Origin of the sequence: Streptomyces sp. G7(2002), assembly GCF_028870195.1 — a bacterium.
In the GTDB taxonomy this organism is placed as follows: Bacteria; Actinomycetota; Actinomycetes; order Streptomycetales; family Streptomycetaceae; genus Streptomyces; species Streptomyces nigrescens.
Genome location: NZ_CP102609.1, coordinates 1,907,373 through 1,932,829 on the forward strand (window position 1 = coordinate 1,907,373; position 25,457 = coordinate 1,932,829).

At 71.4% G+C, this 25,457-nt stretch carries 31 protein-coding genes; 15 read left to right on the forward strand and 16 right to left on the reverse strand.

Translation table 11 applies throughout. The features are described 5' to 3' along the window. Positions 1 to 11 precede the first annotated feature (11 nt). A complete protein-coding gene (locus tag NUT86_RS07405) occupies positions 12 to 1,052 on the forward strand; it encodes a LacI family DNA-binding transcriptional regulator (RefSeq protein ID WP_274734245.1) in 1,041 nt (346 codons plus the stop codon). 25 nt (positions 1,053 to 1,077) lie between these two features. Here the strand turns inward: NUT86_RS07405 and NUT86_RS07410 are convergent, their stop codons facing one another. Further along, the gene (locus NUT86_RS07410) at positions 1,078 to 1,284 is read right to left on the reverse strand and encodes a hypothetical protein (RefSeq protein WP_274734246.1); all 207 of its coding nucleotides are present in this window, start codon (positions 1,282 to 1,284) and stop codon (positions 1,078 to 1,080) included. Beyond that, complete coding sequence (locus NUT86_RS07415; protein WP_018093694.1) at positions 1,281 to 1,598, reverse strand: hypothetical protein; 318 nt, start codon at positions 1,596 to 1,598, stop codon at positions 1,281 to 1,283. Before NUT86_RS07415 ends, NUT86_RS07410 begins: the two co-directional genes overlap by 4 nt. A 72-nt stretch (positions 1,599 to 1,670) precedes the next feature. On the opposite strand from NUT86_RS07415, the gene NUT86_RS07420 reads away from it, so the two are divergent. Then, positions 1,671 to 2,297: a TetR/AcrR family transcriptional regulator gene (locus NUT86_RS07420; protein ID WP_274734248.1), complete on the forward strand. Its 627-nt coding sequence runs from the start codon at positions 1,671 to 1,673 to the stop codon at positions 2,295 to 2,297. A gap of 116 nt (positions 2,298 to 2,413) precedes the next feature. Here NUT86_RS07420 and NUT86_RS07425 read toward each other — a convergent pair whose 3' ends face one another. After that, complete coding sequence (locus NUT86_RS07425) at positions 2,414 to 3,700, reverse strand: DUF6986 family protein (RefSeq protein WP_159489634.1); 1,287 nt, start codon at positions 3,698 to 3,700, stop codon at positions 2,414 to 2,416. A 196-nt stretch (positions 3,701 to 3,896) separates the two neighbouring features. On the opposite strand from NUT86_RS07425, the gene NUT86_RS07430 reads away from it, so the two are divergent. Next, positions 3,897 to 4,415 (forward strand): DinB family protein, encoded by a 519-nt coding sequence (locus NUT86_RS07430; RefSeq protein ID WP_018093691.1) that lies wholly within the window; start codon positions 3,897 to 3,899, stop codon positions 4,413 to 4,415. Between the two features lie 106 nt (positions 4,416 to 4,521). On the opposite strand, the gene NUT86_RS07435 is transcribed toward NUT86_RS07430, so the two are convergent. The 4 genes from NUT86_RS07435 to NUT86_RS07450 form a co-directional block, all read right to left on the reverse strand. Then, positions 4,522 to 5,484, reverse strand: coding sequence for an electron transfer flavoprotein subunit alpha/FixB family protein (locus NUT86_RS07435; protein WP_018087502.1), 963 nt, complete (start codon positions 5,482 to 5,484; stop codon positions 4,522 to 4,524). A gap of 51 nt (positions 5,485 to 5,535) precedes the next feature. Continuing rightward, positions 5,536 to 6,321 (reverse strand): electron transfer flavoprotein subunit beta/FixA family protein, encoded by a 786-nt coding sequence (locus NUT86_RS07440; protein WP_026169262.1) that lies wholly within the window; start codon positions 6,319 to 6,321, stop codon positions 5,536 to 5,538. 251 nt (positions 6,322 to 6,572) lie between these two features. Then, positions 6,573 to 7,079, reverse strand: coding sequence for a flavin reductase family protein (locus NUT86_RS07445; protein WP_018087504.1), 507 nt, complete (start codon positions 7,077 to 7,079; stop codon positions 6,573 to 6,575). Between the two features lie 225 nt (positions 7,080 to 7,304). Next, the gene (locus NUT86_RS07450; protein WP_026169263.1) at positions 7,305 to 7,724 is read right to left on the reverse strand and encodes a TlpA family protein disulfide reductase; all 420 of its coding nucleotides are present in this window, start codon (positions 7,722 to 7,724) and stop codon (positions 7,305 to 7,307) included. Between the two features lie 74 nt (positions 7,725 to 7,798). Here NUT86_RS07450 and NUT86_RS07455 point away from each other — a divergent pair, with 74 nt between their 5' ends. After that, entirely contained in the window at positions 7,799 to 8,215 is a 417-nt protein-coding gene (locus NUT86_RS07455) for a DUF4395 domain-containing protein (RefSeq protein WP_018087506.1), read from the forward strand. Positions 8,216 to 8,372: 157 nt separating this feature from the next. Next, positions 8,373 to 9,089 (forward strand): lysophospholipid acyltransferase family protein, encoded by a 717-nt coding sequence (locus tag NUT86_RS07460; protein WP_018087507.1) that lies wholly within the window; start codon positions 8,373 to 8,375, stop codon positions 9,087 to 9,089. A 21-nt stretch (positions 9,090 to 9,110) separates the two neighbouring features. On the opposite strand, the gene NUT86_RS07465 is transcribed toward NUT86_RS07460, so the two are convergent. From NUT86_RS07465 to NUT86_RS07485, 5 genes are all read right to left on the reverse strand, one after another. After that, positions 9,111 to 9,836, reverse strand: coding sequence for a B3/B4 domain-containing protein (locus NUT86_RS07465; protein WP_266449135.1), 726 nt, complete (start codon positions 9,834 to 9,836; stop codon positions 9,111 to 9,113). 12 nt (positions 9,837 to 9,848) lie between these two features. After that, positions 9,849 to 10,427 (reverse strand): transglutaminase domain-containing protein, encoded by a 579-nt coding sequence (locus tag NUT86_RS07470; RefSeq protein WP_274734270.1) that lies wholly within the window; start codon positions 10,425 to 10,427, stop codon positions 9,849 to 9,851. A gap of 75 nt (positions 10,428 to 10,502) precedes the next feature. After that, the gene (locus NUT86_RS07475) at positions 10,503 to 11,591 is read right to left on the reverse strand and encodes a threonine aldolase family protein (RefSeq protein WP_078518477.1); all 1,089 of its coding nucleotides are present in this window, start codon (positions 11,589 to 11,591) and stop codon (positions 10,503 to 10,505) included. Beyond that, positions 11,570 to 12,331: an SDR family NAD(P)-dependent oxidoreductase gene (locus tag NUT86_RS07480; RefSeq protein WP_026169264.1), complete on the reverse strand. Its 762-nt coding sequence runs from the start codon at positions 12,329 to 12,331 to the stop codon at positions 11,570 to 11,572. Before NUT86_RS07480 ends, NUT86_RS07475 begins: the two co-directional genes overlap by 22 nt. Before the next feature lie 59 nt (positions 12,332 to 12,390). Further along, positions 12,391 to 13,788 carry a DUF6421 family protein gene (locus NUT86_RS07485; protein ID WP_159489644.1) on the reverse strand — a complete coding sequence of 466 codons (1,398 nt, stop codon included), beginning with the start codon at positions 13,786 to 13,788 and terminating at the stop codon, positions 12,391 to 12,393. Between the two features lie 553 nt (positions 13,789 to 14,341). Between NUT86_RS07485 and NUT86_RS07490 the strand changes: the two genes are divergently transcribed. The 4 genes from NUT86_RS07490 (at position 14,342) to NUT86_RS07505 (ending at position 17,781) form a co-directional block, all read left to right on the forward strand. After that, a complete protein-coding gene (locus NUT86_RS07490) occupies positions 14,342 to 15,025 on the forward strand; it encodes a glycerophosphodiester phosphodiesterase (RefSeq protein WP_018087513.1) in 684 nt (227 codons plus the stop codon). A gap of 166 nt (positions 15,026 to 15,191) precedes the next feature. Further along, a complete protein-coding gene (locus tag NUT86_RS07495; RefSeq protein WP_266449140.1) occupies positions 15,192 to 16,073 on the forward strand; it encodes an ABC transporter substrate-binding protein in 882 nt (293 codons plus the stop codon). Further along, the gene (locus tag NUT86_RS07500) at positions 16,070 to 16,972 is read left to right on the forward strand and encodes an amino acid ABC transporter permease (protein WP_229838304.1); all 903 of its coding nucleotides are present in this window, start codon (positions 16,070 to 16,072) and stop codon (positions 16,970 to 16,972) included. The genes NUT86_RS07495 and NUT86_RS07500 overlap by 4 nt, the downstream gene beginning before the upstream one ends. Beyond that, positions 16,969 to 17,781, forward strand: a complete 813-nt coding sequence (locus tag NUT86_RS07505; RefSeq protein WP_159489648.1) for an amino acid ABC transporter ATP-binding protein — start codon at positions 16,969 to 16,971, stop codon at positions 17,779 to 17,781. The genes NUT86_RS07500 and NUT86_RS07505 overlap by 4 nt, the downstream gene beginning before the upstream one ends. A 64-nt stretch (positions 17,782 to 17,845) precedes the next feature. Here NUT86_RS07505 and NUT86_RS07510 read toward each other — a convergent pair whose 3' ends face one another. After that, the gene (locus tag NUT86_RS07510) at positions 17,846 to 18,685 is read right to left on the reverse strand and encodes an aldo/keto reductase (RefSeq protein ID WP_018087517.1); all 840 of its coding nucleotides are present in this window, start codon (positions 18,683 to 18,685) and stop codon (positions 17,846 to 17,848) included. A gap of 148 nt (positions 18,686 to 18,833) precedes the next feature. Beyond that, positions 18,834 to 19,367, reverse strand: coding sequence for a GNAT family N-acetyltransferase (locus NUT86_RS07515; RefSeq protein WP_159489653.1), 534 nt, complete (start codon positions 19,365 to 19,367; stop codon positions 18,834 to 18,836). 137 nt (positions 19,368 to 19,504) lie between these two features. On the opposite strand from NUT86_RS07515, the gene NUT86_RS07520 reads away from it, so the two are divergent. The 5 genes from NUT86_RS07520 (at position 19,505) to NUT86_RS07540 (ending at position 23,228) form a co-directional block, all read left to right on the forward strand. Further along, on the forward strand, positions 19,505 to 19,891 hold the full coding sequence (locus NUT86_RS07520) for a VOC family protein (RefSeq protein WP_018087519.1): 387 nt from the start codon (positions 19,505 to 19,507) through the stop codon (positions 19,889 to 19,891). Positions 19,892 to 20,043: 152 nt separating this feature from the next. Beyond that, positions 20,044 to 20,652 (forward strand): DUF5134 domain-containing protein, encoded by a 609-nt coding sequence (locus tag NUT86_RS07525; RefSeq protein WP_274734275.1) that lies wholly within the window; start codon positions 20,044 to 20,046, stop codon positions 20,650 to 20,652. A 138-nt stretch (positions 20,653 to 20,790) separates the two neighbouring features. Beyond that, positions 20,791 to 21,726, forward strand: coding sequence for a M56 family metallopeptidase (locus NUT86_RS07530; RefSeq protein WP_274734276.1), 936 nt, complete (start codon positions 20,791 to 20,793; stop codon positions 21,724 to 21,726). Positions 21,727 to 21,789: 63 nt separating this feature from the next. After that, a complete protein-coding gene (locus NUT86_RS07535; protein ID WP_018087522.1) occupies positions 21,790 to 22,533 on the forward strand; it encodes a phosphatase PAP2 family protein in 744 nt (247 codons plus the stop codon). Beyond that, a complete protein-coding gene (locus NUT86_RS07540) occupies positions 22,530 to 23,228 on the forward strand; it encodes an HAD family hydrolase (protein WP_159489661.1) in 699 nt (232 codons plus the stop codon). The genes NUT86_RS07535 and NUT86_RS07540 overlap by 4 nt, the downstream gene beginning before the upstream one ends. Before the next feature lie 23 nt (positions 23,229 to 23,251). On the opposite strand, the gene NUT86_RS07545 is transcribed toward NUT86_RS07540, so the two are convergent. Together NUT86_RS07545 and NUT86_RS07550 are read right to left on the reverse strand one after the other, a co-directional pair. Next, positions 23,252 to 23,650: a VOC family protein gene (locus NUT86_RS07545; protein WP_159489663.1), complete on the reverse strand. Its 399-nt coding sequence runs from the start codon at positions 23,648 to 23,650 to the stop codon at positions 23,252 to 23,254. Positions 23,651 to 23,701: 51 nt separating this feature from the next. Next, on the reverse strand, positions 23,702 to 24,211 hold the full coding sequence (locus NUT86_RS07550) for a hypothetical protein (RefSeq protein WP_274734279.1): 510 nt from the start codon (positions 24,209 to 24,211) through the stop codon (positions 23,702 to 23,704). Positions 24,212 to 24,323: 112 nt separating this feature from the next. On the opposite strand from NUT86_RS07550, the gene NUT86_RS07555 reads away from it, so the two are divergent. After that, the gene (locus tag NUT86_RS07555; protein WP_274734281.1) at positions 24,324 to 25,439 is read left to right on the forward strand and encodes an NADAR family protein; all 1,116 of its coding nucleotides are present in this window, start codon (positions 24,324 to 24,326) and stop codon (positions 25,437 to 25,439) included. Positions 25,440 to 25,457 lie beyond the last annotated feature (18 nt).

Here is a 25,457-nt window from a genome sequence, read left to right on the forward strand (position 1 = left end):
GACCGCACACCGTGACCGACACCGCGCGGGGCACGTCCCGCCGCTATGGCACCCGGCCCACGATGAAGGATGTCGCGGCGCGCGCCGGGGTCGGCCTCAAGACGGTCTCCCGTGTGGTCAACGGCGAACCGGGGGTCACCCCGGACACCGAACGACGCGTCCAGGAGGCCATCACGGCCCTGGGATTCCGCCGCAATGACTCCGCCCGGATCCTGCGCAAGGGACGCACGGCCAGCATCGGTCTGGTGCTGGAGGATCTCGCCGACCCCTTCTACGGCCCGCTCAACCGCGCCGTCGAGGAAGTCGCCCGCAGCCACGGCGCACTGCTGATCAACGGCTCCAGCGCCGAGGACCCGGCGCGGGAACAGGAGTTGGTGCTGGCCCTGTGCGCCCGGCGGGTGGACGGCCTGGTCATCATCCCGGCCGCGGACGACCACCGGTATCTGGAACCGGAGATCGCGGCCGGGATAGCCACGGTCTTCGTCGACCGCCCGGCCGGACGTATCGACGCCGATGTCGTCCTCTCCGACAGCTTCGGCGGCGCACAGGACGCGGTGGCCCATCTCATCGCGCACGGCCACCGCCGGATCGGCTTCATCGGCGACCAGCCCAGGATCCACACCGCCCATGAGCGGCTGCGCGGCTACCGTACGGCAATGGCCGCCGCCGGCCTGCCCGTTGACGAGTCCTGGGTCTCCCTCGGCCCGACCGCTCCGGAGCGGGTGCGGTCCGCCGCCACCGCCATGCTGGAGGGCCCGCACCCGGTGACCGCGCTCTTCGCGGGCAACAACCGCGTCACGGTCACGGCGGTCCGGGTGCTCGCCGAACGCCCGCGCCCGGTCGCCCTCGTCGGCTTCGACGACTTCGAACTCGCCGATCTGGTCGACCCCGCCATCACCGTCGTCGCCCAGGACGCCGCACGACTGGGCCGTACGGCGGCGAATCTGCTCTTCCGCCGGCTCGACGGCGCCGATGACGCACCCCGCCGGATGGAGATCCCCACCCGGCTGATCCCCCGCGGCTCGGGCGAGATCCCCCCTTCGGAGAACTGAACTCCCCGCCGCCGCGGGCCCGGTGTCATCCGTCGTCGCGCCGCGGAGGTCCGCCGCGGCCGGCCTTCTTCCAGATGAGCGCCATCCCGAGCCCGAGCACGATCAGTGCGACGAGCACGAGAGCGACCTTGATCGCCCGGTCGACCAGAAGGTGGTGGAGGAGGCCGGCACCATCGCCCCGGGCGAGGGGGTGAGCCATACCGCCACCCGTCAGCGGCACGCCACCGGTCATCGCCCCGCACCCCGCTCCCGCTGCCCGCGCCCGTCGTCGTCCAGGTGACGGGCCGCGACCCGGATCGCCGCCCCGGCCACCGCTCCGACACCCCGGGACCCACCTCTGGACCCGCCGCGGCCCCGCGCGGCACCGCGGCCGTCCAGCCAGCGGCTCGCGGCACGCGCGGCGGGTGCCGCATACCGCCGCGCCTCGCCGAGTTTCCCCCTGCGCCGGAGCACCAGCGCCACCGCGAAGACCAGCAGGGCCAGCGCCACCAGACCGCCCACGAGCAGGCCGAATCTGAGGAGAAGAAGGTTCAGGACCCGTTCCATGGTCGCCCCTCTCATTTTTGTATCACAGGCGTGATAGAAAACAATTTATCACAGCCGTGATAGAAAGGGCCCATGCCCAAACAGGTGGACCGGGAAGCCCGCCGCCGCGAGGTCGTCGACGCCCTCTTCCGCGTCGCCGTACGCGACGGCCTCCAGCGCGCGTCACTGCGCGCCGTCGCCGACGAGGCGCGGCTCAACATCGGTTCGGTCCGGCACTACTTCGCCGGCCAGGAAGAGCTGATGCGCTTTGCGATGCGGTCGATGCTCGACCGGGTCGGCGACCGGCTGCAGCGGCGGATCGACGAACTGGGTGATCTGGAGGGGCTCCCCGGGCCCCGGATCCGAGGGTTCGCGGTGGAGCTGCTCTCCGAGCTGCTGCCCCTGGACGACAGCCGGCGCGCCGAGGTCACCGTCCTCGTCGACTTCTCCACGGCCGCCCGGACCGATCCCACCCTCGGCGGCCTCGCCCACGAGACCGCCGTCGCCACCCGGGCCCTGGTGCGGCGCATCCTCACCCGCCTCGGCTCGGCGGGCGGGCTGCGGCCGGGGCTGTGCGTCGAGACCGAGACCGAGCGGCTGACGTCCCTCCTGGACGGCCTCGCCTTCACCGCCGTACTGCGGCCCGAAGTGCTGGACGCACCGACGTGCGCCACGGTCCTGCGCGCCCACCTCGACGACCTCGGACCGGCGGGCGGCTGACGCACGAGGCCCCCGCCGGATCGGCGGGGGCCTCGTCGGGCACTCGGGCCCGTAAGCGGCTATGGCAGTCAACTCACCGCATCATGCGAGGAGTTGTGCCGGTTTCGGCTGTCGCCTCAGACTGCCGTAGCTGTCGGGCGGCCCGCGAGGGCGTCCAGGTCGGCGCGCGTCAGCCCGGTCAGACGGGCGACCTCGGCGATGTCCACGGCTCCGCAGTCCAGACCGCGCAGCAGATAGCCGCTGAGTGCCTTGGCGGTGGCGGGCTCGTCCATGACGTCCCCGCCGGCCTTGGCGACATACGCCGCGAGCCGGGCGGCGGCCTGCTCCAGGCCCCCGCGGTAGAAGGCGTAGACCGCCGCGTAGCGGGTGGGCAGGTGGGCGGGGTGCATGTCCCAGCCCTGGTAGTAGGCGCGAGCCAACGAGCGGCTGACGAGGCCGTAGTGGAGCCGCCAGGCCTCGTGGACCCGGTCGGTCGTGCCGACGGGCAGGACATTGGTCGAGCCGTCGGAGAGCCGTACTCCGGTGCCGGCCGCCGCGACCTGCATCACGGCCTTGGCGTGGTCGGCCACCGGGTGGTCGAGGGACTGGTGGGCGGCGCTGACGCCGCAGGAGGCGCTGTAGTCGAAGGTGCCGTAGTGCAGGGACGTGGCGCGGCCCTCGGCCGCCTCGATCATGCGGGCGACGGTGGCCCGGCCGTCGGCTCCCAGGATCGACTGGGTGGTCTCGATCTGGATCTCGAAGCCGATCCGGCCGCTCTCCAGGCCGTGCGCCTTCTCGAAGGCCTCCAGCAGCCGGACCATGGCGGTGACCTGCTCGGCGTAGGTCACCTTGGGGAGCGTGAGGACCAGTCCGCCGGGCAGACCGCCGGCCTCCATCAGGCCGGTGAGGAAGATGTCGAGAGTGCGGATGCCACGGTCGCGGACGGCGGCCTCCATGCACTTCATCCGGATACCCATATAGGGGGCCGCGGTGCCGTTCTCATTCGCGGCGGCGACCAGGGCGGCGGCGCGGGCCGCGGCCGCGTCCTCCTCGGCGTCCGGGCGGGGGCCGTAGCCGTCCTCGAAGTCGATGCGCAGATCCTCGATGGGCTCACGGACCAGCTTCGCGCGGACCCGGTCATGAACATCGGCGGCGAGCGCGTCGGGGATGCCGAGGACGGCGGCGAGCGCACCGGCGTCGGGGGCGTGCGCGTCGAGGGCGGCGAGCGCCTGGTCACCCCAGGAACGCAGGGTGTCGGCGGCGAAGGCGTCGCCGGGGACATAGACCGTGTGGACCGGCTGGCGGGTGCCGGGGTCGCCCGGGTAGCGCCGCGCCAGATCCGCGTCCACCTGGGCGAGAGCGGCGCCGATGCCCTCGCGTACGGTGTCCGCGAGGCTTGTCGCCACGGTCTCCTGCTGCCCCATTCGCTGCCCCTCCCGGTGCTCACGCCCGACCATCGAGCGTATTCCGCTTAACGGAATCAACAATCCGTATAGCGAAGTTAACGGGGTCATTCGGCGAGGTCAACACCCCTCACCCGGGGCGACGCAGGTCACGGGGTGTGCGGCCGGGCCGGAAACCCCGTGGCGCGGCGGAGCCGGCACCGCCAGACTCACCCGCATGACTTGGATCGCACCCCCCATCGAGCGCAGAGAACTCCCCACCGTGGCCGGTGAACGGGAGATGCTGCAGGGCTGGCTCGACTTCCATCGCGACACCCTGCTCGCCAAATGCACCGGACTCACCGCCGACCAGCTCATCCAGGCGAGCAGCGCACCGTCCACCCTCACCCTGCTCGGCCTCGTGCGCCACATGACGGATGTCGAACGGACCTGGTTCCGCAAGCGCTTCCTCGGTGAACGGGTCGGCGACCACTACTTCACCGAAGCCAGCCCCGACGCCGATTTCGACGACCTCGACCCGGCCGCCGCCGAGGAGCACTTCGCGGCCTTCCGTGCCGAGATCGATGCCTGTGACAAGGCCGTGGCGGACAGCGGGCTGGACGAGACCTTCCGCACCTCCCGGGGCCGCACACTGAGCCTGCGCTGGATCTACGTCCACATGATCGAGGAGTATGCGCGCCACAACGGCCATGCGGATCTGCTCCGCGAGCAGATCGACGGCACGACGGGCGCCTAGGGCGTGACGCGCGCGGCTCCTTGGGCCGCGGCAGCACGAGGCCCCGTACGCAGCGCGCGTACGGGGCCTCGTTGCGTGCGCCGAAGGGACCGGCACCTCGACGGGCTCAGCCCTTGCGGGTCTTGACCTCGTCGGTGAGGGCCGGGACGACCTCGAAGAGGTCGCCGACCACGCCGTAGTCGACCAGGTCGAAGATGGGTGCCTCTTCGTCCTTGTTGATGGCGACGATCGTCTTCGAGGTCTGCATACCGGCGCGGTGCTGGATGGCACCGGAGATGCCCGCCGCGATGTACAGCTGCGGCGAGACCGACTTACCGGTCTGGCCGACCTGGTTGGTGTGCGGGTACCAGCCGGCGTCCACCGCGGCACGCGAGGCGCCGACGGCCGCACCGAGCGAGTCGGCGAGCGCCTCGATGACCGGGAAGTTCTCGGCGCCGTTGACGCCGCGGCCACCGGAGACCACGATCGCGGCCTCGGTCAGGTCCGGGCGGCCGGTCGACTCACGCGGGGTGCGCGAGACGATCTTGGTGCCCTTGGAGGAGTCGGCGACGGTCACCGCGAGCTGCTCGACCGTGCCGGCTGCCGGGGCGGCCTCCGGGGCGGCGGAGTTGGGCTTGACGGTGATGACCGGGGTGCCCTTGGAGACGCGGGACTTGGTGGTGTACGAGGCCGCGAAGACGGACTGCGTGGCCACCGGGCCCTCGTCGCCGGCCTCCAGGTCGACGGCGTCGGTGATGATGCCGGAGCCGATGCGGACCGCGAGGCGGGCACCGATCTCCTTGCCCTCCGCGGAGGACGGCAGCAGCACGGCGGCCGGCGAGACCGCGTCGTAGGCGGCCTGCAGCGCGTCGACCTTGGGAGCGACGAGGTACTCGGCGAACTCCGGCGCGTCGGCGGCCAGGACCTTGACGGCGCCGTGCTCGGCGAGGACCTTGGCGGCCTCGTCGGCGTGCGGGCCGAGGTGGACCGCTACCGGCTCGCCGATGCGGCGGGCGAGGGTGAGCAGTTCGAGGGTGGGCTTGCGGACGGCACCGTCCACGTGGTCGACGTAGACAAGAACTTCAGCCATGGGATTGCTCTCCTGCGGGAAGAATGAGGGCGGTGGGAAGGGCTGCGCGGCTCAGATGAACTTCTGGCCCGCGAGGAACTCGGCGAGCTGCTTGCCGCCCTCGCCCTCGTCCTTGACGATCGTGCCCGCCGTACGGGCCGGACGCTCGGCGGCGTCCTCGACCTTGGTCCAGGCGCCCTCGAGGCCGACCTCGTCCGCCTCGATCTCCAGGTCCTCCAGGTCCAGGGACTCCACCGGCTTCTTCTTGGCAGCCATGATGCCCTTGAAGGAGGGGTAACGCGCCTCACCCGACTGGTCGGTGACGGACACGACGGCCGGCAGCGCGGCCTCCAGCTGCTCGCTGGCGGTGTCGCCGTCCCGGCGGCCGGTGACCTTGCCGTCGGCGACGGACACCTCGGAGAGCTGGGTGACCTGAGGGATGTTCAGCCGCTCGGCGAGCAGCGCGGGCAGCACACCCATCGTGCCGTCGGTGGAGGCCATACCGCAGACGACGAGGTCGTAGCCGGTCTTCTCGATGGCCTTGGCGAGCACGAGGGAGGTGCCGAGCGCGTCCGTGCCGTGCAGGTCGTCGTCCTCGACGTGGACGGCCTTGTCGGCGCCCATCGACAGCGCCTTGCGCAGCGCGTCGTTGGCGTCCTCGGGACCGACGGTGAGGACCGTGATCTCCGCGTCGTCGGCCGCTTCCTTGATCTGCAGGGCCTGCTCGACGGCGTACTCGTCGAGCTCCGAGAGCAGACCGTCCACGTCATCACGGTCGACGGTCAGGTCCTCGGCGAAGTGCCGGTCGCCGGTGGCGTCGGGCACGTACTTCACACAGACAACGATCCTCAAGCTCACGCCGACTCTCCTACCTGCTTCGTCTCTTCAGAACTGCCTTGTGCTGGCAGCATAGGCGCCTGTTGGGGCGGCTCCCGGTCGGTTCCGGTTCCCCACGCCGACCGTCATATTACTCGCCAGTACATCCAGTCTCATGCCCCGAAGCAAGGCCGTCGAAATGTGACCTTGCCAACGGCCCTGAACGGGCGAAGAGGAAGCCGCGCCGGAACCCCGAGCGTGTCGCCGGACCCGGGAGGTCCGACGACTGCCCGTCAGTCCCGCAGCGCGTTGAAACGGCCCTGGTGATAGAGGAGCGGACGGCCGGGCCCCGCGGGGTCGCCGACGACCGGCTGGGCGAGCACGAGGCAGTGGTCGCCGGCCGGTACCCGTGCCACGATCTTGCACACCATCCAGGCCAGGACACCGTCCAGGAGGGGCACGCCCTCGGGGCCGGTGTACCAGGAGGTGGCGGGGCCGAAGCGGTCGGCGCCGCTGCGCGCGAAGGTCGCGGCCAGCTCCTGCTGGTGCTCGCCGAGTATGTGGACGCCGATGTGCTCGGCCTCCGAGACGGCCGGCCAGCTGGAGGAGCCGGTGCCCACGCCGAACGAGAGCAGCGGCGGGTCGGCGGCGACGGAGGTGAGGGAGGTGGCGGTGAAGCCCGCGGGGCGGGAGCCGGGCGCGGTGATCACCGCGACGCCGGCGGCGTGCTGCCGGAAGACCGAGCGCAGGAGCTCGGGAGAGGCGGTGCGGGGCGTGCCGAGGCCGGGCAGGGCCGTCATGGAGTTGTCCTTCTGCTGTCGAGTACGAGCCCGGGCAAAGCCGCCGACAGCCGTGGGGCGGCCGGCGGCACTGATGTCGTCGCTGCTCACATGCCCGGACAGCGGGCGCTGGCAGTCCGCAGAAGGTCGACGTGGGCGCGTCCGTAGAGAAGGGTTCCTGGCCGCATCACGTCAGAGTGACGATTCGTGACCCACAGCGTCAAGGGGCGCCCGCCATCTGGGAGATCAATCACGGACGGCCGCGCCCAGCGCCGCGATGACATCCGCCTTCCGGGGCTGTCCGGAGGCGCGGCGCACGATCGCGCCCTGTGCGTCGAGCACCAGCACCGTGGGGGTCCGCAGCACATTGAGCCGCCGTACGAGGTCCAGATGGTCCTCCGCGTCGATCTCGACATGGGCCACCCCCTCGACCATGCCGGCGACCTCGGTGAGGGTGCGCCGGGTGGCCCGGCAGGGCTGGCAGAAGGCACTGGAGAACTGCAGCAGGGTGGCCCGCTCCCCCAGCGCCGCCCCGATCTCGGCAGCGCCCAGCCGCGCCGTGTCGTCCCGCTCCCGCACCGTCAGCCTCCCATTGCGGCGTCGGTGCCATACGCCGAAGGCGCTCGCCGCCGCGAGCACCGCGATGCACACCATGAGTCCAGTCATCGAGGGATGCAGCGTTCACGGGACCGCAAAGATTCCCGGGGCGTATCCGGCCCGCTCTGCGGAAGGGTGAGGGCATGACTGTCGACAGGATTGACGTACGGGGCCCGAGGTTCGGCGCGGCGCTGACCACCGTCGTGCTGGCGGCCGTGCTGATCACCGGAAGCGGCCCGCTGCTGGCCTTCCAGGCGCTGGTCTTCGCGGTCGGGGCGGTGGCGGGTGTGCCGCGGTCGCCCTATGCCTGGCTGTTCAAGGTGGCGGTGCGCCCACGGCTGTCCCCGCCGACGGAGTTCGAGGGCGCCGCCCCGCCGCGCTTCGCCCAGGGCGTGGGGCTGTTCTTCGCGGTCGTGGGGCTGGCGGGTTACTTCGTGGGGCCGGAGTGGCTGGGGCTCGCGGCCACCGGCTGCGCGCTCGCGGCGGCCTTCCTCAATGCCGTGTTCGGGTACTGCCTGGGGTGCGAGATGTACCTTCTGCTGCGGAGAACGGCCGGCTGATCCGGGGCCACGTGAGAAGAATCTCCCGGCCCTGGCGGCCGACGCGCTGGCCGCCACGGCCGACATCGGGCACGATCTCCCGAAAGCCGCAGTTACGACTGCGTAGGTTTCCGCCGGGAGAACCCTCCCCAGGCGTGGAAAAGGGGTCCTCCGGACAATGGCAGAGCTCGTCTATCCGCCGGTGATCGGCGCCGCCCGCACGCTCTTCAAGGCGCTCGATCTGAAATTCGACATCGCCGGGACGGACCACATTCCGCGCCGCGGCGGGGCGGTTCTGGTGAGCAATCACATCGGGTACCTGGACTTCGTCTTCGCCGGGCTGACCGCGCGGCCGGCCAAGCGGCTGGTGCGCTTCATGGCGAAGGAGTCGGTCTTCCGGCACAAGGTGTCGGGTCCGCTGATGCGCGCGATGAAGCACATCCCCGTGGACCGCGGCCAGGGCATGCATGCCTACAAGCACGCGCTGTCCGCACTGCGTTCGGGTGAAATCATCGGGGTCTTCCCCGAGGCGACGATCTCCGAGTCCTTCACCCTGAAGAACTTCAAGTCGGGTGCGGCGCGGCTGGCCCAGGAGGCCGGGGTGCCGCTGCTGCCGGTGGCGCTGTGGGGCACCCAGCGGCTGTGGACCAAGGGCCACAAGCGCGATCTGGGCCGGAACCACTTCCCCATAACGATCCGGGTGGGCGAGCCGATCGAGGCCGACCCGGCCGAGCAGGCCGAGAAGATCACCGATCGGCTGCGGTCCCGGGTGCAGGACCTGCTGGAGGCGGCCCAGCGCGCCTACCCCGTACGCCCCAAGGACCCCGAGGACACCTGGTGGATCCCGGCGCACCTGGGCGGCACCGCCCCCGCGGCGCCCGGGAGCCCCGCGTAACGACGCCGGGACCGGCCCGGATCAGGCGGCGCGGATCTCACCGATCTCGATCCGGGCGTCCGGGCAGGCCCGGTGCAGCGCCTCGGCCAGCTCGGCGCCCGCGGCCGTCAGTTCGTCGAGCGTCATGGGGGCCATCCGCTCCAGCAGGAAGAGGGCGCTGACCGAGTCCTCGGTGAGACGGGTGCGGACACCCTGCCGCCAGTTCCAGCGGCGGCAGGTGACGCCCTCGTCGTCGCACCAGACCACCTCGCCCGCGTCGGGGTACTCGACGGTCTCGGCGCCTCCGGCCGCGGTCGCGAACGGCTCCTCGCCGGTGGCCCGGACGAGCCGCATACCGCCCTGGATGCGGTCCAGGTCCTCACCGCCCACGGGAATGAGATGGGCGACGCTGATCGCGTTGTAAAGATCGACGAGACGGTTGATACGCGGCAGGCCGCCGTCCGCGAGCGCCCGCCTGGCCAGCGCCTCGGCGGAGTTGCGGGTGCGCGAGGGCTTGCTGCCGAAGGCGGTGTACGCGGCGCGCCAGGCGGCGACGTGCGGATCGTCTTGCGGAGCCCGTCCGCCGAGGCGTTCGGTCAGCCGGCGGGTGGCGTCCTCCAGGAGCGCCGCGCCGGCCTCGTCGCTGGGCCCGTTGGTCAGGCCGTGGGCCTCCACGGCGAGACAGGCGAAGCCGGGTGCCAGGGCGCGCACCTCGTCGGAGATGTGCAGGGCACAGGTGAGGTCGGAGACCTGCGAAGGGCTGGGCATCAGGGCCGTTCCTCAGAGATCGGTGGGGAGCGTCTGCCAGAGGTGAGGCCGGTCGACGGCCTCACGGAGGCATTGGAGCACGGCCGGGTGCGGTTCAGCAAATAGCACCGGGTAGTCCAGTTCATTGCACTCAGGTCGCACGGTGAAGGCGAGCTGCTCGCGGTCGAGGCGGAACTGTGCGTCGACGCCGGGCTTGTTGCCCCGCGGATCCTGCCGGGCCCAGCGGTCCTCACCGGGCAGTTTGACGGCCACCAGGCCGTGGACGACCTCGAACTTCTGGTAGCAGAGCGCGGTGGGGATGCCCTCCGCCCGCAGCAGGGCCGCGAGCGCATGCGCCTTGGCGTAACAGATGCCGGTGCGCTGGGCGAGGACGTCGGAGGCGCGCCAGGTAGCCCGTGGATCTCCGACATCCCGACTGTGCGGGATGGTGTCGCGGACGAATTCGAAGGCGGCCGTGGCGTATGCGTATGCATCGGGGGCGTCGACGGAGAGCGTGGCCGCGGTGGCCCGGACGCGTGGATGCTCGTGGTCGATGACCTCGCCGGCCGCCAAGTAGGCAGAGATTTCCGGGGTGTTCTGGATCAGCTCCATGCCCGGGGAGCGTAGCTATGCGCCCGGCCAGAAGTCAATGACTTTCCGACCGGGCGCATAGCTATGCAGTGCCGTCTAGCGGCCCATCTCCTCGCGGAGTGCGGCGAGGAAGCCGTCGACGTCCTCCTCCGCGGTGTCGAAGGCGCACATCCAGCGCACGACACCGGCCGACTCGTCCCAGAAGTAGAAGCGGTAGCGCTTCTGGAGCCGCTCGCTGACGTCGTGCGGCAGCCGCGCGAACACCCCGTTGGACTGCACGGGATAGAGGATCTCCACCCCGCCGATCTCCCGCACCCCGGCCGCCAGCCGCTGCGCCATGGTGTTGGCGTGCCGGGCGTTGCGCAGCCACAGGTCCTTGGCCAGCAGCGCCTCCAACTGGACGGAGACGAAGCGCATCTTGGAGGCCAGCTGCATGGACAGCTTCCGCAGATGCTTCATCGCCCGCACCCGGTCGGGGTTGAGCACGACCACGGCCTCGCCGAAGACCGCACCGTTCTTCGTGCCGCCGAAGGAGAGGATGTCGACGCCCACGGCGTTGGTGAAGGCCCGCATCGGGACATCGAGCGTCGCCGCGGCGTTGGCTATCCGAGAGCCGTCCAGATGCACCACCATGCCGCGCTCATGGGCGTGTTCGCAGATCGCCCGGATCTCGTCGGGCGTGTAGACCGTGCCGAGCTCCGTGCTCTGGGTGATCGAGACGACCTGCGGCATGGCACGGTGCTCGTCGTCCCAGCCGTACGCCTCGCGGTCGATCAGCTCAGGGGTGAGCTTGCCGTCCTCGGTCGGCACGGTGAGCAGCTTGAGCCCGCCGACCCGCTCGGGCGCACCGCACTCATCGACGTGGATGTGCGCGGAATCGGCAGCGATCACCGCACCCCAGCGGTCGGTGACGGCCTGCAGGGCGACGACATTGGCGCCGGTGCCGTTGAACACCGGGAACGCCTCGGCGCGCTGCCCGAAGTGGCTGCGGATGACACGCTGGAGGTGCGCGGTGTAGTCGTCCTCGCCATAGGCGACCTGATGGCCGCCGTTGGCAAGGGCGAGCGCGGCGAGCACCTCGGGGTGCGCGCCCGCGTAGTTGTCGCTGGCGAAGCCGCGTATCTCGGGATCGTGGTGCTGCCGGGCGTCGGTCTTCGCACCGGTCACGGCTCGGGGGTCAGCCACAGACGCTGTCCATTCACTTCCTGCGCGGGCCGGCTCCAGACCCCGGCGATGGCCTCGGCCAGCTCCGTGACATCCGTGAAGCCCGCGAACTTTGCGTTGGGTCGCTCGGCGCGCATCTGGTCGTTGACGAGCGCCTTCACGATCAGGATGGCAGCAGCGGCGCGCGGCCCCTGCTCACCCCCCGCCTTGCGGAAACCGTCCGCCATGGCCAGCGTCCAGGCCTCGGCCGCGGCCTTGGAGGCGGCATAGGCGGCATTGCCGCCGGTGGGCTTGCTGGCGCCGGCCGCGCTGGTGAGGAGAAAACGGCCGTTGCCGCTGCGCTCCAGGGCCTCGTAGAACGCGAGGGAGGTGTGCTGGACGGTGCGCACCAGCAGCTTGTGCAGCATGTCCCAGTCGGTCAGGTCGGTCTCCGCGAAGGTCGAGGAGCCGCGCCAGCCGCCGACGAGGTGCACCAGGCCGTCGATCCGGCCGAATTCCTTCTCCGTACGGTCCGCCCATTCACGGGCCTGGTCCGGGTCGAGGAGGTCGACGGTGTCCCCTATCACCGTGGCGCCGCCATGGGCGTAGCGCGCCGCGTCCACGGCCTCCGCCAGTCGCTCGGGGTTGGAGTCCGAGCCGACCACCACCGCACCCGCTTCGGCCAGACGCAGCAGGGTCGCCCGGCCGGCCGGTCCGGCCGCTCCCGCCACCGCGATGACCGCACCCTCCAGCGGCCCCTGTCCGCCCGTCGAAGTAACCATCTTCGTCGCCTCCTCGTCCTGCTGCTGGACGGCCTTCGGCCGGGTGTTCCGCTCGGTTTTCATGCCGCCGCCAATGCGTCGCTGTGGGCCGTGATGCCCTTGGTAGAGGCGATCACAGCACGCAGCTTCTTGGCGAGCGCTTCGTAGAACATGCTCAGCGGGAATTCGTCGGGGAGCACGTCGTCCACGAGTTTGCGCGGCGGCTGGTCCAGGTCGAGGGCCTCGGGCCCCTTGGCCCAGACCGAGCCCGGGTGCGGTGCGAGGTAGGTCGAGACGAGGTCGTACGCAGCGAGCCAGTGGACCAGCTTGGGCCGGTCGATGCCGTCGCGGTAGAGCTTTTCGATCTCGCCGCACAGCTGGTTGGTGACCTTGGGCGCCCGCTCCCAGTCGATGTGGAGTGTGTTGTCCGTCCAGCGTACGACGTCGTGCTGGTGCAGGTACGCGAAGAGCAGCTGGCCGCCCAGGCCGTCGTAGTTGCGGACACGGTCGCCGCTGACCGGGAAGCGGAACATCCGGTCGAAGATCACTGCGAACTGCACATCGCGTGCCTGGGAGTACCCCTCGGCCTCCAGCTTCACGGCCTCCTTGAAGGCGGTGAGGTCGCAGCGCAGCTCCTCCAGGCCGTACATCCAGAACGGCTGGCGCTGCTTGATCATGAACGGGTCGAACGGCAGGTCACCGTGGCTGTGGGTGCGGTCGTGCACCATGTCCCACAGCACGAACGCCTGCTGGCAGCGCTCCTGGTCGTCGAGCATCTCGCGGAGGTCCTGCGGGACTTCGAGGCCGAGCGTCTCGATGGCGGCCTCGCTGACCCGGCGGAAGCGGGCGGCCTCGCGGTCACAGAAGATCCCGCCCCAGCTGAACCGCTCGGGAGCCTCGCGCACGGCGATGGTCTCCGGGAAGAGCACGGCGGAGTGGGTGTCGTACCCGGCCGTGAAGTCCTCGAAGGTGATTCCGCAGAAGAGGGGGTTGTCGTAGCGGGTGCGCTCCAGCTCGGCGAGCCAGTCCGGCCAGACCATGCGCAGGACGACGGCCTCGAAGTTGCGGTCCAGGTTGCCGTTCTGGGTGTACATGGGGAACAGGACGAGGTGCTGGAGGCCGTCGGCGCGCTGCTGGGCGGGCTGGAAGGCGAGCAGCGAGTCCAGGAAGTCCGGCACACCGAAGCCGCTGTCGGCCCAGCGGCGCAGGTCGGCGGCGAGCGCTTCGTGGTAGGCGGCGTCGTGCGGCAGCAGCGGGGCGAGCTCGCCGACGGCCGCTATCACGCGGTCGACCTCGGCGCGGACGGCGTCGGCGGTCGGCGCGCCCTCCGCCGCCAGGTCGATCGAACCGTCCTTGGACTGCCACGGGCGGATGGTCTCGACCGCGTCCTTGAGCACGGGCCACGCCGGGTGCGCGACCACACTCTCTGCGGTCGTGGTGGCCCCCCGGACACCCACAGGCGAAAGAATTTCCGTCATGACTGCCCTCCGGCGGTAGATCGTGTTGTCAGGCCACGGTAACCAGCCGAGGATCGCCCGCTCAAGTGGTGCCGGTGAAAATTTTTCTGCCGACACCCCGCGCTCACGCAGATTTTTCCTGTGTGTGACGGCCTAGACGGCACTTCCTGCCCGTGACGCCCAAGCTTCCGGCGCTTCTTTCAGGGCCTGTTGACGGGGAAAGGGCACCTTTCCGCCTCCTCGGGTGCCGCCGTCCGAGCGCCGCGGCAGCCGCCGCCCGCAGCCGTATGGCATATGCCACACTCGCTCCCCGGCACCTCCGCTGCCCGTGGTGACCGGGTCCCGACGGGCCCGTCAGCGCGGTGAGGACTCGCCCACGCGAGGGTGAGGCGGTCTGGAACCCGGAGATGGCGGGTACCCGTACTGGACACACCGCGGCCCCGTCCGGCACCCCTTTTTCCGCCGTCCGGGCCCGTTAGGCTGTGCGCCATTTCGTCACGCCGTTGCCGAGAGTCGACGGTCGACACTGGGACTGAGCCGACAGCAGCACCGAGCCGACAGAAGCGAGGCAGCCTTGTCCTTTCTCACCATCGGACACCGCGGGATGATGGGCGTCGAGCCGGAGAACACCCTGCGCTCCTTCGTGCGCGCCGAGCACGAGGGCCTCGATGTCATCGAACTGGATCTGCATCTGAGCAAGGACGGCGCGCTCGTGGTGATGCACGACGCGGATGTGGACCGGACCACCGACGGCGCCGGTCCGATCGCCGAGCGCACCCTCGCCGAACTGCGCGAACTCGATGCCGGCCAGGGTGAGCGGATCCCCGTCTTCGAGGAGGTCCTGGAGGCGGTCAAGGGGCCGCTGCAGGCCGAGATCAAGGACGTGGCGGCCGCGCAGGCGCTGGCCGAGGTGATGCGCTCGCGCGATCTGGTCGGCCGGGTCGATGTGATCTCCTTCCACGACGAGGCGCTGGCCGCGATCCGGACCCTGCTGCCCGGCGTCCGTACCGCGCTGGTCGGCAGCCGCTACGGCGCCGATGTCGTCGACCGGGCACTGGCCGTCGGCGCGACGATGCTCTCGCTGAACATCCGCCGGCTCACCCTGGAACTGGTCGAGCGGGCCCATGCCGCGCAGCTGAAGGTCGTGGCCTGGACGGTCAACACCCACGACCAGCTCCGTCTCGCCCGCGGGCTCGGGCTGGACGGTGTGGTGACCGACCAGCCCGAGATCCGCCGGGCGGTCCGCTTCACGGCGTAGGACGGCGGGCACGGCTCCGAGCCCGGCGGGGCGTACTTCGTCCCCCGGGCCCCGCCCCGGCACACGGAGAAATCCGCAGTTCACAGCCGTGCAATGTGCTTCCAGCATGCGGACGTTTCCCCCGGCGATCTCGACAGATCACCTCGCGCACTGCCACTCTCCCGCCATGCGCCTCGCCAACCGCCCCCTCCGCCTTGCCGCTTGCGCCACCGTCGCGCTGTTCGTCGCGGCCGTCGGCTGTGCCCCGCAGGACACGTCCCCCGGTGGCCCGGGGGCCGCCGGGCCGGGTAAACAGAGCTGCGACCGCGGCCAACTGGCCACCGTGGCCGACGGCAAGCTCACGGTCGGCACCGACAAGCCCGCCTACGCGCCGTGGTTCCACGACGACGACCCGGCCAACGGCAAGGGCTTCGAGTCCGCGGTCGCGTACGCCGTCGCCCGGCAACTGGGCTATGACAAGGGCGCGGTGCACTGGCAGACCGTGCCGTTCAACAACGCCTTCGCGCCCGGCGAGAAGAAGTTCGACTTCGACATCAACCAGATCTCCATCAGCGATGCGCGCAAGCGGGCCGTCGCCTTCTCCTCCGGCTACTACGACGTACGGCAGGCGGTGATCGCGCTCAAGGGCTCCCGGGCCGCGCGCGCCAAGAGCATCGCCGACCTGCGGCGGGTCAAGCTCGGAGCGCAGGTCGGCAGCACCAGCCTGGACGTCCTCCAGGACACCGTCCGGCCCACGCAGCCGCCGGCCGTCTTCCAGAAGAACGACCTCGCCAAGTCCGCTCTGAAGAACGGCCAGGTCGACGCGATCCTCACCGATCTGCCGACGGCCTTCTACATCACCTCGACGGAGGTGAAGGACGCCGAGGTGGTCGGGCAGTTCGCCGCCACCGGTACCGCCGAGGAGCAGTTCGGTCTGGTCCTGGACAAGGAGAGCCGGATCACCGGGTGTGTGACGGCCGCGGTGGACACGCTGCGCAAGAACGGCACCCTGGCCGCGCTGGAGAAGAAGTGGCTGGCCGACGCCGTTTCGGTTCCGGTGCTCAAGTGACGTACGGAGAAGGTGTGGTGAAGACCCGTACGGCGCAGACGGGGGCCGACGACGGGTATGTGCCCTCGCCGCGGCGGATCGAGCGGGAGCGCTTCAAGCGGGCCAGGGCCCGGCGCGCCACCGCTGTCGCCGCGCTGAGCACCCTGGTCACCGGCGCCGTCCTCTTCCTCGTCATCACCCGCTCGCCCGGCTGGCCGCGCACCCGCGAGACCTTCTTCAGCCTGGAGTACGCCCGGATGGCGCTGCCGAAGGTGCTGGACGGGCTGCTGCTGAATCTGCGGCTGCTGCTGGTGTGCGGGGCGGCGGTGCTGGTGCTCGGGCTGCTGCTGGCGGTGGCCCGGACCCTGCGCGGCCCGGTGTTCTTCCCGCTGCGCGCCCTGGCCGCCGCGTACACCGACTTCTTCCGCGGACTGCCGCTGATCATCTGCCTGCTGATGGTGGTCTTCGGGGTGCCGGCGCTGCGGCTGCAGGGCGTGACCACCGACCCGGTGCTGCTCGGCGGTTCCGCGCTGGTGCTGACGTACTCGGCCTATGTCGCCGAGGTCTTCCGGGCCGGCATCGAATCGGTGCACCCCTCACAGCGGGCCGCGGCACGGTCGCTGGGGCTCTCCGGCGGACAGGCACTGCGCTTCGTGGTGCTGCCGCAGGCGGTGCGGCGGGTGGTGCCGCCGCTGCTGAACGATCTGGTCTCGCTGCAGAAGGACACCGGTCTGGTGTCCATCGCGGGCGCGGTGGACGCGGTCTACGCGGCGCAGATCATCGCCGGCAAGGACTTCAACTTCACGCCCTATGTGGTGGCCGGGCTCGTCTTCGTCGCGCTGACGATCCCGATGACCCGCTGCACGGACTGGATCACGGCGCGCATGGACCGCAGGCGCGCCCAGGGAGGCCTCGTATGAGCACGACGGACGACACCCCGCGGCCGGCCGTGGAGACCGCCGGCCCGGCCGCGCCCGACGGCGGACCGGTGCTGCGGCTGGAGTCCGTACGCAAGACCTACGGGCGGGGCACGGTCGTCCTGCGGGATGTGGATCTGGAGGTCCCGCCGCACACCGTGACCGCGCTGATCGGCGCCTCGGGGTCGGGCAAGTCCACCCTGCTCCGCTGCGCGAATCTGCTGGAGGAGATCGACGACGGCGCGATCTTCCTGGACGGTGCGGAGATCACCGATCCGCGGGCCGACGTGGACGCGGTGCGCCGCCGGATCGGTGTGGTCTTCCAGGCCTACAACCTCTTCCCGCACATGACCGTGCTGGACAACATCACGCTGGCGCCCCGCCGGGTGCACGGGGTGCCGCGCGCCGAGGCGGAGGCGCGGGCCCACGAGCTGCTGGAGCGGCTGGGGCTCGGCGGACGGGCCGGCGAGTACCCGGACCGGCTCAGCGGCGGCCAGCAGCAGCGGGTCGCGATCGTCCGTGCGCTGGCCGGGCGGCCCCGGCTGCTGCTGCTCGACGAGATCACCGCGGCGCTCGACCCGGAACTGGTCGGCGAGGTGCTCGGCGTCGTCCGCGAGCTCAAGGAGGAGGGCATGACCATGGTCATCGCCACCCATGAGATGGGCTTCGCCCGGGAGGTCGCCGACCAGGTGTGCTTCCTGGACGGCGGGGTGGTGCTGGAGCGCGGCACGTCGGAGCAGGTCTTCGGCGATCCGCAGCACGACCGCACCCGGCAGTTCCTGCAGCGGATCATCCAGGCGGGACGGCTGTGAACGGCGGCCGCCGGCCCCGGGCCTGCGTGCTGTCCCCTTGATCAGCTGCGGGCCCGGACACCCTCTATGCCTGCTCGGCCAACCGGTCGAGGCGGTCACGGTGGTCCGGGGTCAGCCGGAGATGTGCCGCGGCGAGGTTCTCCTCCAGGTGAGCGATCCGGGCGGTGCCCGGGATCGGGAGGATGACCGGCGAACGGTCGAGGAGCCACGCGAGGGAGACCTGGGCCGGGGTGGCACCGAGTTCGGCCGCCACGGCGGCCACCTCGTCCGCCGCGCCTGACGCCGCTCCGGCGACCGGCCTCCACGGCAGGAACGCGATCCCCGCGGCCTCGCAGGCCGCGAGCACCGGCTCGTGCTCACGGTCGAGAAGGCTGTAGCGGTTCTGCACGCTCGCGACGTCGATGAACTCGCGCGCCCGGCCGAGTTCGGTGACGGTCACCTCCGACAACCCGATCCGGCCGACCTTGCCCTGGACCTGGAGCTCCCGCAACGCGCCGAGCTGGTCGGCGAGGGGCACCTGCGGATCGATGCGATGCAGCTGGAGCAGCTCGATCCGCTCCACCCTCAACCGACGGAGGGCGTTCTCGACCTGATCGCGTAGCGAGTCCGGCCGCCCGTCGTGACTCCACTCGCCGGCGGACGCCGATCGCGCGATGCCGACCTTGGTGGTGATGAGCAGCCCGTCCGCATAGGGGTGCAGGGCCTCGGCGAGAAGCTCCTCGTTCGCTCCCCAGCCGTACATGTGGGCGGTATCGATCAGCGTGACGCCCAGCTCGACGGCCCTTCGCGCCAGCGCGAGGGAGGCCTCCCGGGCGGAGCCCGGCCCGGTCGGCAGGCGCATGGCTCCGAACCCGAGCCGCCGTATGCCCAGGTCCCCGCCGATGCGAAACGTGGTCGATGTCATCTGATGCCGCCCCTCGTTCAAAGGCCAAACGCTAACAGTGCGAAGGGCCTTGGCGTGGGTGAGCCGGGCGCGCGCGATCCGCGTGCACCTCCGCCGCCGCACCAAGGCGTCCCCCGTCCGGACCCGCGGCCGGTCAACGGGACAGAGGTCAGCCGAGCGGCTTGACCAGCAGCTCGAATTCCAGGTCGGGGCGCTGGGGGATGCCGAAGCGCTCGTCGCCGTACGGGAACGGGGTGCGCTCCCCGGTGCGCCGGTAGCCGCGGCGCTCGTACCAGGCGATCAGCTCCGTGCGCTGCCGGATGACCGTCATCCGCATCTCCCGGGCGTCCCAGATCTCCTGGGCGGCCCGCTCCGCCTCCGCGAGGATCACCTTGCCGAGGCCGCCGCCCTGGAGCTCCGGGCGCACCGCGAACATACCGAAGTACGCGTGGTCCCCGCGGTGTTCGATCTGGCAGCAGGCGATCAGCTCACCGTCCCGCTCGGCGATCAGCAGCCGGCCGGTCTCGTGGCGCACCACGGCGGTGACCGCGTCCGGGTCGGTGCGCCGCCCCGCCAGCAGGTCCGCCTCCGTCGTCCAGCCGCTGCGGCTCACATCGCCGCGGTAGGCCGACTCGATCAGGCCGACGAGCCCGGGGACATCGGCATCGAGGGCGGTACGGAAGGTCAGCTCGCTGGTGGGCATGGTGCGCGGAGTCCTCTCGGCGGACGGGTGCTTCGAGGAGGCTAACAACCGGCGGGTGTACGGCGTCAGGGCCTTTCGTCACGGTCTTCCGGCGGTGGGTGCCCGGCCGTGCGCGGCCGTCGGCGTAGGGTCCAGCCATGGTGCACGTACTGAGCAGCAGGGTGCTGTTGCGGCCGGCCGATCCCGAGCGGTCGCGGGCGTTCTACGGCAAGGCGCTGGGTCTGGAGATCTACCGGGAATTCGGTACGGGGCCCGAGCGCGGCACGGTCTACTTCCTCGGCGGCGGCTTCCTGGAGGTGTCCGGCCACGCCGCCGGCCCGGCCACCGGGACCCTCCAGCTGTGGCTCCAGGTGGCGGACGCGGCCGAGGCACACCAGGAGCTGCTGGCGCACGGGGTGGAGGTGCTGCGCGAGCCCGTACAGGAGCCTTGGGGGCTGATCGAGATGTGGATCGCCGACCCGGACGGCCACCGGATCGTGCTGACCCAGGTCCCGGCGGACCATCCGCTGCGCTACCGCCCGTAAGTCCGTCTCCGCGGCCGCTTCCGGCCGGGGCGGAAACGGTCCCGGCGGGCAACACCGCCGCGCTCCCCCCTTGCGCCCGTGCGCTCCCGTGTGCCGGGCGCCCGGCGGGCATCCTGCCCCCGATGCGTACGGGTACGAGGGGGAGGTGCTCCGTGCACGGACCGGCGTGGGTCGGCTGGCTGCTGGTGCTGCTGGGTGCCGCCGCCGGCGCGTACTGCCTGTGGCGGGCGCGTACCGGTCCGGCCGCGCAGCGGGGCGAGGCGCGCGGCGAGGGGCTGATGGCGCTGGGGATGGCGGCGATGGCCTGGCCGGTGGCGCCGCCGTCGTGGTCGCCGTGGCTGTTCACCGCGGTGTTCGGGGCGGCGGGCCTGTGGGCGCTGGCGCGGCGCCATCTGCACCATGCGGTCGGTGCCCTGGCCATGGCGTACATGGCACTCGCGATGGTGATCCCGTCCCAACAGCCGGGCCACACAGGGCAGATGAACCAGATGAGCCCAATAGGTCATCTGGGCCAGATGGACCAGGCGGGCGGGACGGGCCCGATGGCGCACACAGCGCCGGGCGGTGTGCCGTTGCTGACAGGGCTGTTGCTCGTCTACTTCACGGGGTACGTCCTCGCCGCGGGGGTCCGGCTGGTGCCGGCGGCGGGCGCGGGGGGCTTGGAGGCGCCGGCGGGCGGGGCGGCGGCGGGCGCCGGGGTGCTGCGGGCCTGCCGGGTGGCGATGGGGATCGGCATGCTGGCGATGCTGCTGGCGCTGTGAGCTGCGACGACGCCCCGCCGAACGGTTCGGCGCCATGGGCGCGTCCGTTGACCGTTCACACCTGTTGCGGGGGTGGTATGCATCACTTCCGACGCGTGGCCGTACCAACGGGTAGTCGTGCGCTCATAGGGTGACGGCATGATGGTCCCTCTCGCGCTGATGATGCTCGGCGTGCTGGCCGCGGCAATGGCGCCACGGCTGATGGCCCGTTCCGACTGGCCCGACCGGGAACCGGTGCTCGCCCTGTGGGTGTGGCAGTGCGTGGTCGCCGGTGTGCTGCTGTGCTGTCTGCTCGCGATGTCGCTGAGCGCGGCCGCCGCCTGGGAGGGCGTGCGCAGCCCGGTGTTCGGGTTCGCCCCACGGGTCGTCGTCGAGGCGTACGCGCTCCAGGCGCACGGGCCCTGGGCCGGGGCGCTGGCCCTGCTGCTGGCGGGTGGCGGCGCCTGGACGGCCGTCGCCCTGACCCGCGAGGTACGGGCGGTTCGCTCCCGTCGCCGGCAGCGGCGGGCCGAGCTGCTGCGCCGCTCCCCGTTGCTGCCCGGCGAGGAGCCCTCCGGGGAGCGTCTGGTCGTCCTGGAGGGGGACCGCCCGGAGGCCTGGTGGCTGTCCCACGCCTCGCCCCAACTGGTCATCACCACTTCGGCGTTGCGTCGGCTGAAGGGGCATCAGCTCGATGCGCTGATCGCCCATGAGCAGGGCCATGCGCGGGCCCGGCACGATCTCCTGCTGTACTGCGCCTCGGCGCTGGCCGCCGGTTTTCCGCAGGTCCCGGTCTTCGCCGCGTTCCGCGACCAGGTGCACCGGCTGGTCGAGCTGGCCGCCGACGATGTGGCCTCGCGCCGCTTCGGCCGGCGGACGATCGCCCTGGCCCTGGTCGAACTCAACGAGGACCGCGGGGTGTTCGGCCCCTGCCCGGCCCAGCTCGCCCAGGTACCGGAGCGGGTGGACCGGCTGCTGGCCCCCGCCCCGCGCTTCACCCCCGGCCGCCGGCTGCGGATGACGGCGGTGGCGGCGCTGGTGCCGGCGGTGCCGCTGCTGGTGACCTTTATGCCCGGGTTGAGTGCCCTGACGTAGGGATCGACCCCCTGGGGCGTGGCCCCCTCGCCCGGAACGCCGGGTATCGGCGAGGATCGACGTATGCCACCGACGCCGCAGCCCTCCGTCCGGTCGTCCGCCGTGGACGACGACCGCCGCGCCGATCCCGCCCGTCGCGTCCCGGCCCTCCCGTGCGCCGTCCTGTGCACGGTCGTCTTCGGCCTGCTGCTCACCCTGGTCGCCATGGGCTGGGGGCCCTTGATGTCGGTGGACCGCGCGCTTGCCGGTGTGCTGCACCGGACGGCCGTCGCCGCGCCCGGCTGGACCCGGCTCAACCGGGTGCTCAGCGACTGGCTGTGGGACCCGTGGATGATGCGCGCGGTGCTCGTGGGGGCGGTCGTCCTGCTCGTACGGCGCGGTGAGCGGCTGCTCGGAGTCTGGGTGGCGGTCACCGCGCTCGTGGGGACGGGGCTGCAGCAGGTGCTGAAGGCGGTGGTCGGCCGGGACCGTCCGGTCTGGGCGGACCCGGTGGACACCGCGCATTACGCGGCGTTCCCGTCGGGGCATGCGATGTCCGCGCTGGTCGCGGGCGCACTGGTGCTGTGGGTGCTGCGGCTGGGCGGGGCGCGTCCGCTGTGGCGCTGGACGGCCCGGGCGGTGGCCGTGGTCTCGGTCGCCGGCGTCGGCTTCACCCGGGTGTATCTGGGGGTGCACTGGCTGTCGGACGTCGTCGGGGGCTGGCTGCTGGGCGGGGCGCTGGTGGCCGCGGCGGCAGCGGCGTACACCGGGTATGCGCCCCGGCCCGAGGTGAGCGGAGCCGCACGGTGGGCAGGATGGCGGTCATGACGACGATCAAAGGTGTGCTCTTCGACTTCTCCAAGACCCTGCTGCGGATCGAACCCGCCGAGTCATGGCTGCGGGCGGCGCTGGCCGCGTCCGGTACGGACCTGGCCGAGGCCGAGATCGCCCCGCGGGCGGCCGCGCTGGAACGGGCCGGTGCGCTGCCCGGCGGTGCCTCGCCCGCCGAGATCCCTGCCGCGCTGGCCGACCTGTGGGAGATCCGCGACCGCGATGCCCGCCACCACCGCGAGGTGTACACCGGCCTGGCCCGCCAAGTTCCGCTCCCCGGGCCGGAGTTGTACGACGCGCTCTACGACCGCCATATGACGGCGGCGGCCTGGCAGCCGTACCCCGATGCCGCCGAGGTGCTGGCGGAGCTGCACCGGCGCGGCATCCGGATCGGCGTGCTGAGCAACATCGGCTGGGATCTGCGGCCGGTGCTGCGCGCCCATGGCCTGGACCGCTACCTGGACGCCTGTGTGCTGTCCTACGAGCACGGCATCCAGAAGCCGGACCCGCAGCTGTTCGCCGTGGCCTGCCGGGAGTTGGGGCTGGACCCGTCCGCCGTCCTGATGGTGGGCGACGACCGCACGGCCGACGGCGGCGCCACCGCGCTGGGCTGCTCCTTCCTGCCGGTGGACCCGCTGCCGGTGGACCGGCGCCCGGACGGGCTGCGGCCGGTGCTGGACCTCGTGGGCTGAGCGCCGGGCGCCTGGCACCGCGGTCAGCCGGCGGACCGCGGTGCCAGCCATTCCTGGAGCTCGACGAGGTTCCCGTCCGGGTCCTTGAGGTGGGCGACCCGCATCCGGTCCGTCATCGGCGCCGGGCCGTGCGCGAGGGCGGCGCCGCGCCCGGTGAGTTCCCCGCAGTAGGCGTCGAGATCGTCGACCCGGAGGACGATCAGGGACCGGTAGCCGTCCGGCGCGGCGGCCAGCTCGCCGAGGACCCGGGCCATCTGTGCGCGCTCCTGCAGCGCGATGCCCGCGGTGCCGTCGTCACAGGTGAACTTCGCATACGGACCGTCCGGGGCCGCGAACTGCGGAGTGAGCCCCAGCGTGTCCCGGTAGAAGCGGTAGCAGCCGCGGAAGTCCGAGACGAGCAGGCGGACTTGGGCGAGTTCCATCGATACCCCCGTGTGGAGAAGTGCGGACACCTGCGCGGTGACGCTACCGCTTCACGGGGCACCGCCCCCGGCCACCTCCGCCGCCCACTCCCGCAGCGCCGCGAAGTCGTCCGGGAGCAGGCCCTTCGCCGGATCGACGCGGTGCGCCAGCCCGGGGCCCGTGTGGTGGCGGGCGATCCACGCCCGGTCCCGGGGGCCGATCTCGTCGTCCACCCAGGCGAAGGGGCGGCCGGCGGCGGACGTGACGAGGTAGCGGGTCTTCCAGTGCACGCCCTCCGGATCGCGGTGATGCATCTGCGGCCAGTCCACGGCGGGCAGTTCCGGCAGGCCCAGCACGGGACCGATCCAGGTGTTGGCCTCCGTCTTCCAGGTCGTCGCCCAGACGAGGCGGAAGCCCAGGCCCAGCAGTAGCGGGCCATGGGCGGGGTTGAGCCAGACCCGCAGGGCCGGGCCCGGCGGCTCCCAGCCCGTGGGCCGCATCCGCAGCGTGGTGTACCCCTCGGGCCGCCGGTGGGGCTTGGCCCGCCAGGGGTTGAGGACGCCTATGCGGGCATGAGACATGTCCGACCGGTTCTCGCGGAACGCCGGGAGAACGGCCTCGTGTCTCGCGACTGAATCGCTCTTCGCCGAAAAGGGCAGCGGGGAGTGAGGCCGGGCCCGGCACAATGACAGGATGATCGGAAACCGGATCACTTACCGCAAGGCGGACGGCGTCCGCATACCCGGAACTTGGCGTCACGCCTTCATCTGTAACGGTGGGACGTTCTTCCTCACGGACCTCGTCATCTATGCCGACGGGCTCGTCGATTGCTGGGGCCTGGTCACCGTCGACGAGTTCGAGCGGAAGCTGCGCTCCGGCTGGGTGGCCACTGACCTCCCGGAAGGCGCCGAGGCATCAGCCCACGACCTGGCCTCATGGAAGTTCAGTGAGCCGCGCACATGGCTCACCCCCGAGCTGCTGCTCGCCGAGGTGCGGGACACCATCGACCAGCTTAACCGTCGCCCCGATTCGACCGCCCGGTGCCTGGCAGCCGTCGATGTGTTCCTCGCCGACCGGACCGAGGAGAATCGCGCCACGGCTCGGGCCGCGTATCTCGCCATTCCCGAGACCCAGCGCCGGTACGCGCTCGGTGACATGGACCGAAAGGACTGGCCGCTTCAGGTGTTGGTGGTCGGGGTGGGCGGCCAGCCGGACAGCTGGTCCGACGAGCTGGTCTCGGAGAAAGCGTACGAGGATGCTCTCGCTTACTTCGAGGAGCGTGCCCGGCTCATCGCCGAACGGCCCTCGCGGGTTCCTGCGGACGGCCCGGCGACGCCGCACGCACCTGCGATTCATCTGGCCCACTCATACCCGCGGCAGCGAGTCGACGACCCGGGCATGGTGGGTCTACGCAATGACTACCCCGCGCCCATCGACATCGACGGCATCACCTACTCGTCCGTCTCCCAAGCGTATTGGGCCCTGTCAGCCACCGACCCCACGACGCGAGTCGCCATCGCAGTGGCGGATACCGCATACGCCGCCCGCAGACTGGCCGCCGACGCTACCCAGCGCGAGGGCTGGGAAGACGCTCGTACCGCCGTCATGACCACACTGCTGCGTGTCAAGTACACGCAGCACCCCGACCTGGCAGAGATCCTTCTCGCAACCAACGACGCTACCCTCATCTACGACGACGCCGACTCCGGCTTCTGGGGTGACAACGCCGGCCGCGGCCGCAACTGGACAGGTCGTCTCCTCGAACTCGTTCGCTCTGAACTGCACGCGCAGCGGGCCGGAATCAGGTAACGGGATTGCGCCGCGGCG

Bases quoted from the DNA above. Each gene is read 5' to 3' on its own strand.
- NUT86_RS07480 (WP_026169264.1), bottom strand. From the start codon at position 12,331: ATGGTTACTTCGACGGGCGGACAGGGGCCGCTGGAGGGTGCGGTCATC.
- NUT86_RS07415 (WP_018093694.1), bottom strand. From the start codon at position 1,598: ATGGAACGGGTCCTGAACCTTCTTCTCCTCAGATTCGGCCTGCTCGTG.
- NUT86_RS07515 (WP_159489653.1), bottom strand. From the start codon at position 19,367: ATGCCCACCAGCGAGCTGACCTTCCGTACCGCCCTCGATGCCGATGTC.
- NUT86_RS07535 (WP_018087522.1), top strand. From the start codon at position 21,790: ATGCCACCGACGCCGCAGCCCTCCGTCCGGTCGTCCGCCGTGGACGAC.
- NUT86_RS07545 (WP_159489663.1), bottom strand. From the start codon at position 23,650: ATGGAACTCGCCCAAGTCCGCCTGCTCGTCTCGGACTTCCGCGGCTGC.
- NUT86_RS07430 (WP_018093691.1), top strand. From the start codon at position 3,897: ATGACTTGGATCGCACCCCCCATCGAGCGCAGAGAACTCCCCACCGTG.
- NUT86_RS07555 (WP_274734281.1), top strand. From the start codon at position 24,324: ATGATCGGAAACCGGATCACTTACCGCAAGGCGGACGGCGTCCGCATA.
- NUT86_RS07510 (WP_018087517.1), bottom strand. From the start codon at position 18,685: ATGACATCGACCACGTTTCGCATCGGCGGGGACCTGGGCATACGGCGG.
- NUT86_RS07465 (WP_266449135.1), bottom strand. From the start codon at position 9,836: ATGCCCAGCCCTTCGCAGGTCTCCGACCTCACCTGTGCCCTGCACATC.
- NUT86_RS07435 (WP_018087502.1), bottom strand. From the start codon at position 5,484: ATGGCTGAAGTTCTTGTCTACGTCGACCACGTGGACGGTGCCGTCCGC.
- NUT86_RS07520 (WP_018087519.1), top strand. From the start codon at position 19,505: ATGGTGCACGTACTGAGCAGCAGGGTGCTGTTGCGGCCGGCCGATCCC.
- NUT86_RS07495 (WP_266449140.1), top strand. From the start codon at position 15,192: ATGCGCCTCGCCAACCGCCCCCTCCGCCTTGCCGCTTGCGCCACCGTC.
- NUT86_RS07420 (WP_274734248.1), top strand. From the start codon at position 1,671: ATGCCCAAACAGGTGGACCGGGAAGCCCGCCGCCGCGAGGTCGTCGAC.
- NUT86_RS07505 (WP_159489648.1), top strand. From the start codon at position 16,969: ATGAGCACGACGGACGACACCCCGCGGCCGGCCGTGGAGACCGCCGGC.
- NUT86_RS07470 (WP_274734270.1), bottom strand. From the start codon at position 10,427: ATGGAGCTGATCCAGAACACCCCGGAAATCTCTGCCTACTTGGCGGCC.
- NUT86_RS07485 (WP_159489644.1), bottom strand. From the start codon at position 13,788: ATGACGGAAATTCTTTCGCCTGTGGGTGTCCGGGGGGCCACCACGACC.
- NUT86_RS07450 (WP_026169263.1), bottom strand. From the start codon at position 7,724: ATGACTGGACTCATGGTGTGCATCGCGGTGCTCGCGGCGGCGAGCGCC.
- NUT86_RS07410 (WP_274734246.1), bottom strand. From the start codon at position 1,284: ATGACCGGTGGCGTGCCGCTGACGGGTGGCGGTATGGCTCACCCCCTC.
- NUT86_RS07550 (WP_274734279.1), bottom strand. From the start codon at position 24,211: ATGTCTCATGCCCGCATAGGCGTCCTCAACCCCTGGCGGGCCAAGCCC.
- NUT86_RS07530 (WP_274734276.1), top strand. From the start codon at position 20,791: ATGATGGTCCCTCTCGCGCTGATGATGCTCGGCGTGCTGGCCGCGGCA.
- NUT86_RS07425 (WP_159489634.1), bottom strand. From the start codon at position 3,700: ATGGGGCAGCAGGAGACCGTGGCGACAAGCCTCGCGGACACCGTACGC.
- NUT86_RS07445 (WP_018087504.1), bottom strand. From the start codon at position 7,079: ATGACGGCCCTGCCCGGCCTCGGCACGCCCCGCACCGCCTCTCCCGAG.
- NUT86_RS07455 (WP_018087506.1), top strand. From the start codon at position 7,799: ATGACTGTCGACAGGATTGACGTACGGGGCCCGAGGTTCGGCGCGGCG.
- NUT86_RS07460 (WP_018087507.1), top strand. From the start codon at position 8,373: ATGGCAGAGCTCGTCTATCCGCCGGTGATCGGCGCCGCCCGCACGCTC.
- NUT86_RS07540 (WP_159489661.1), top strand. From the start codon at position 22,530: ATGACGACGATCAAAGGTGTGCTCTTCGACTTCTCCAAGACCCTGCTG.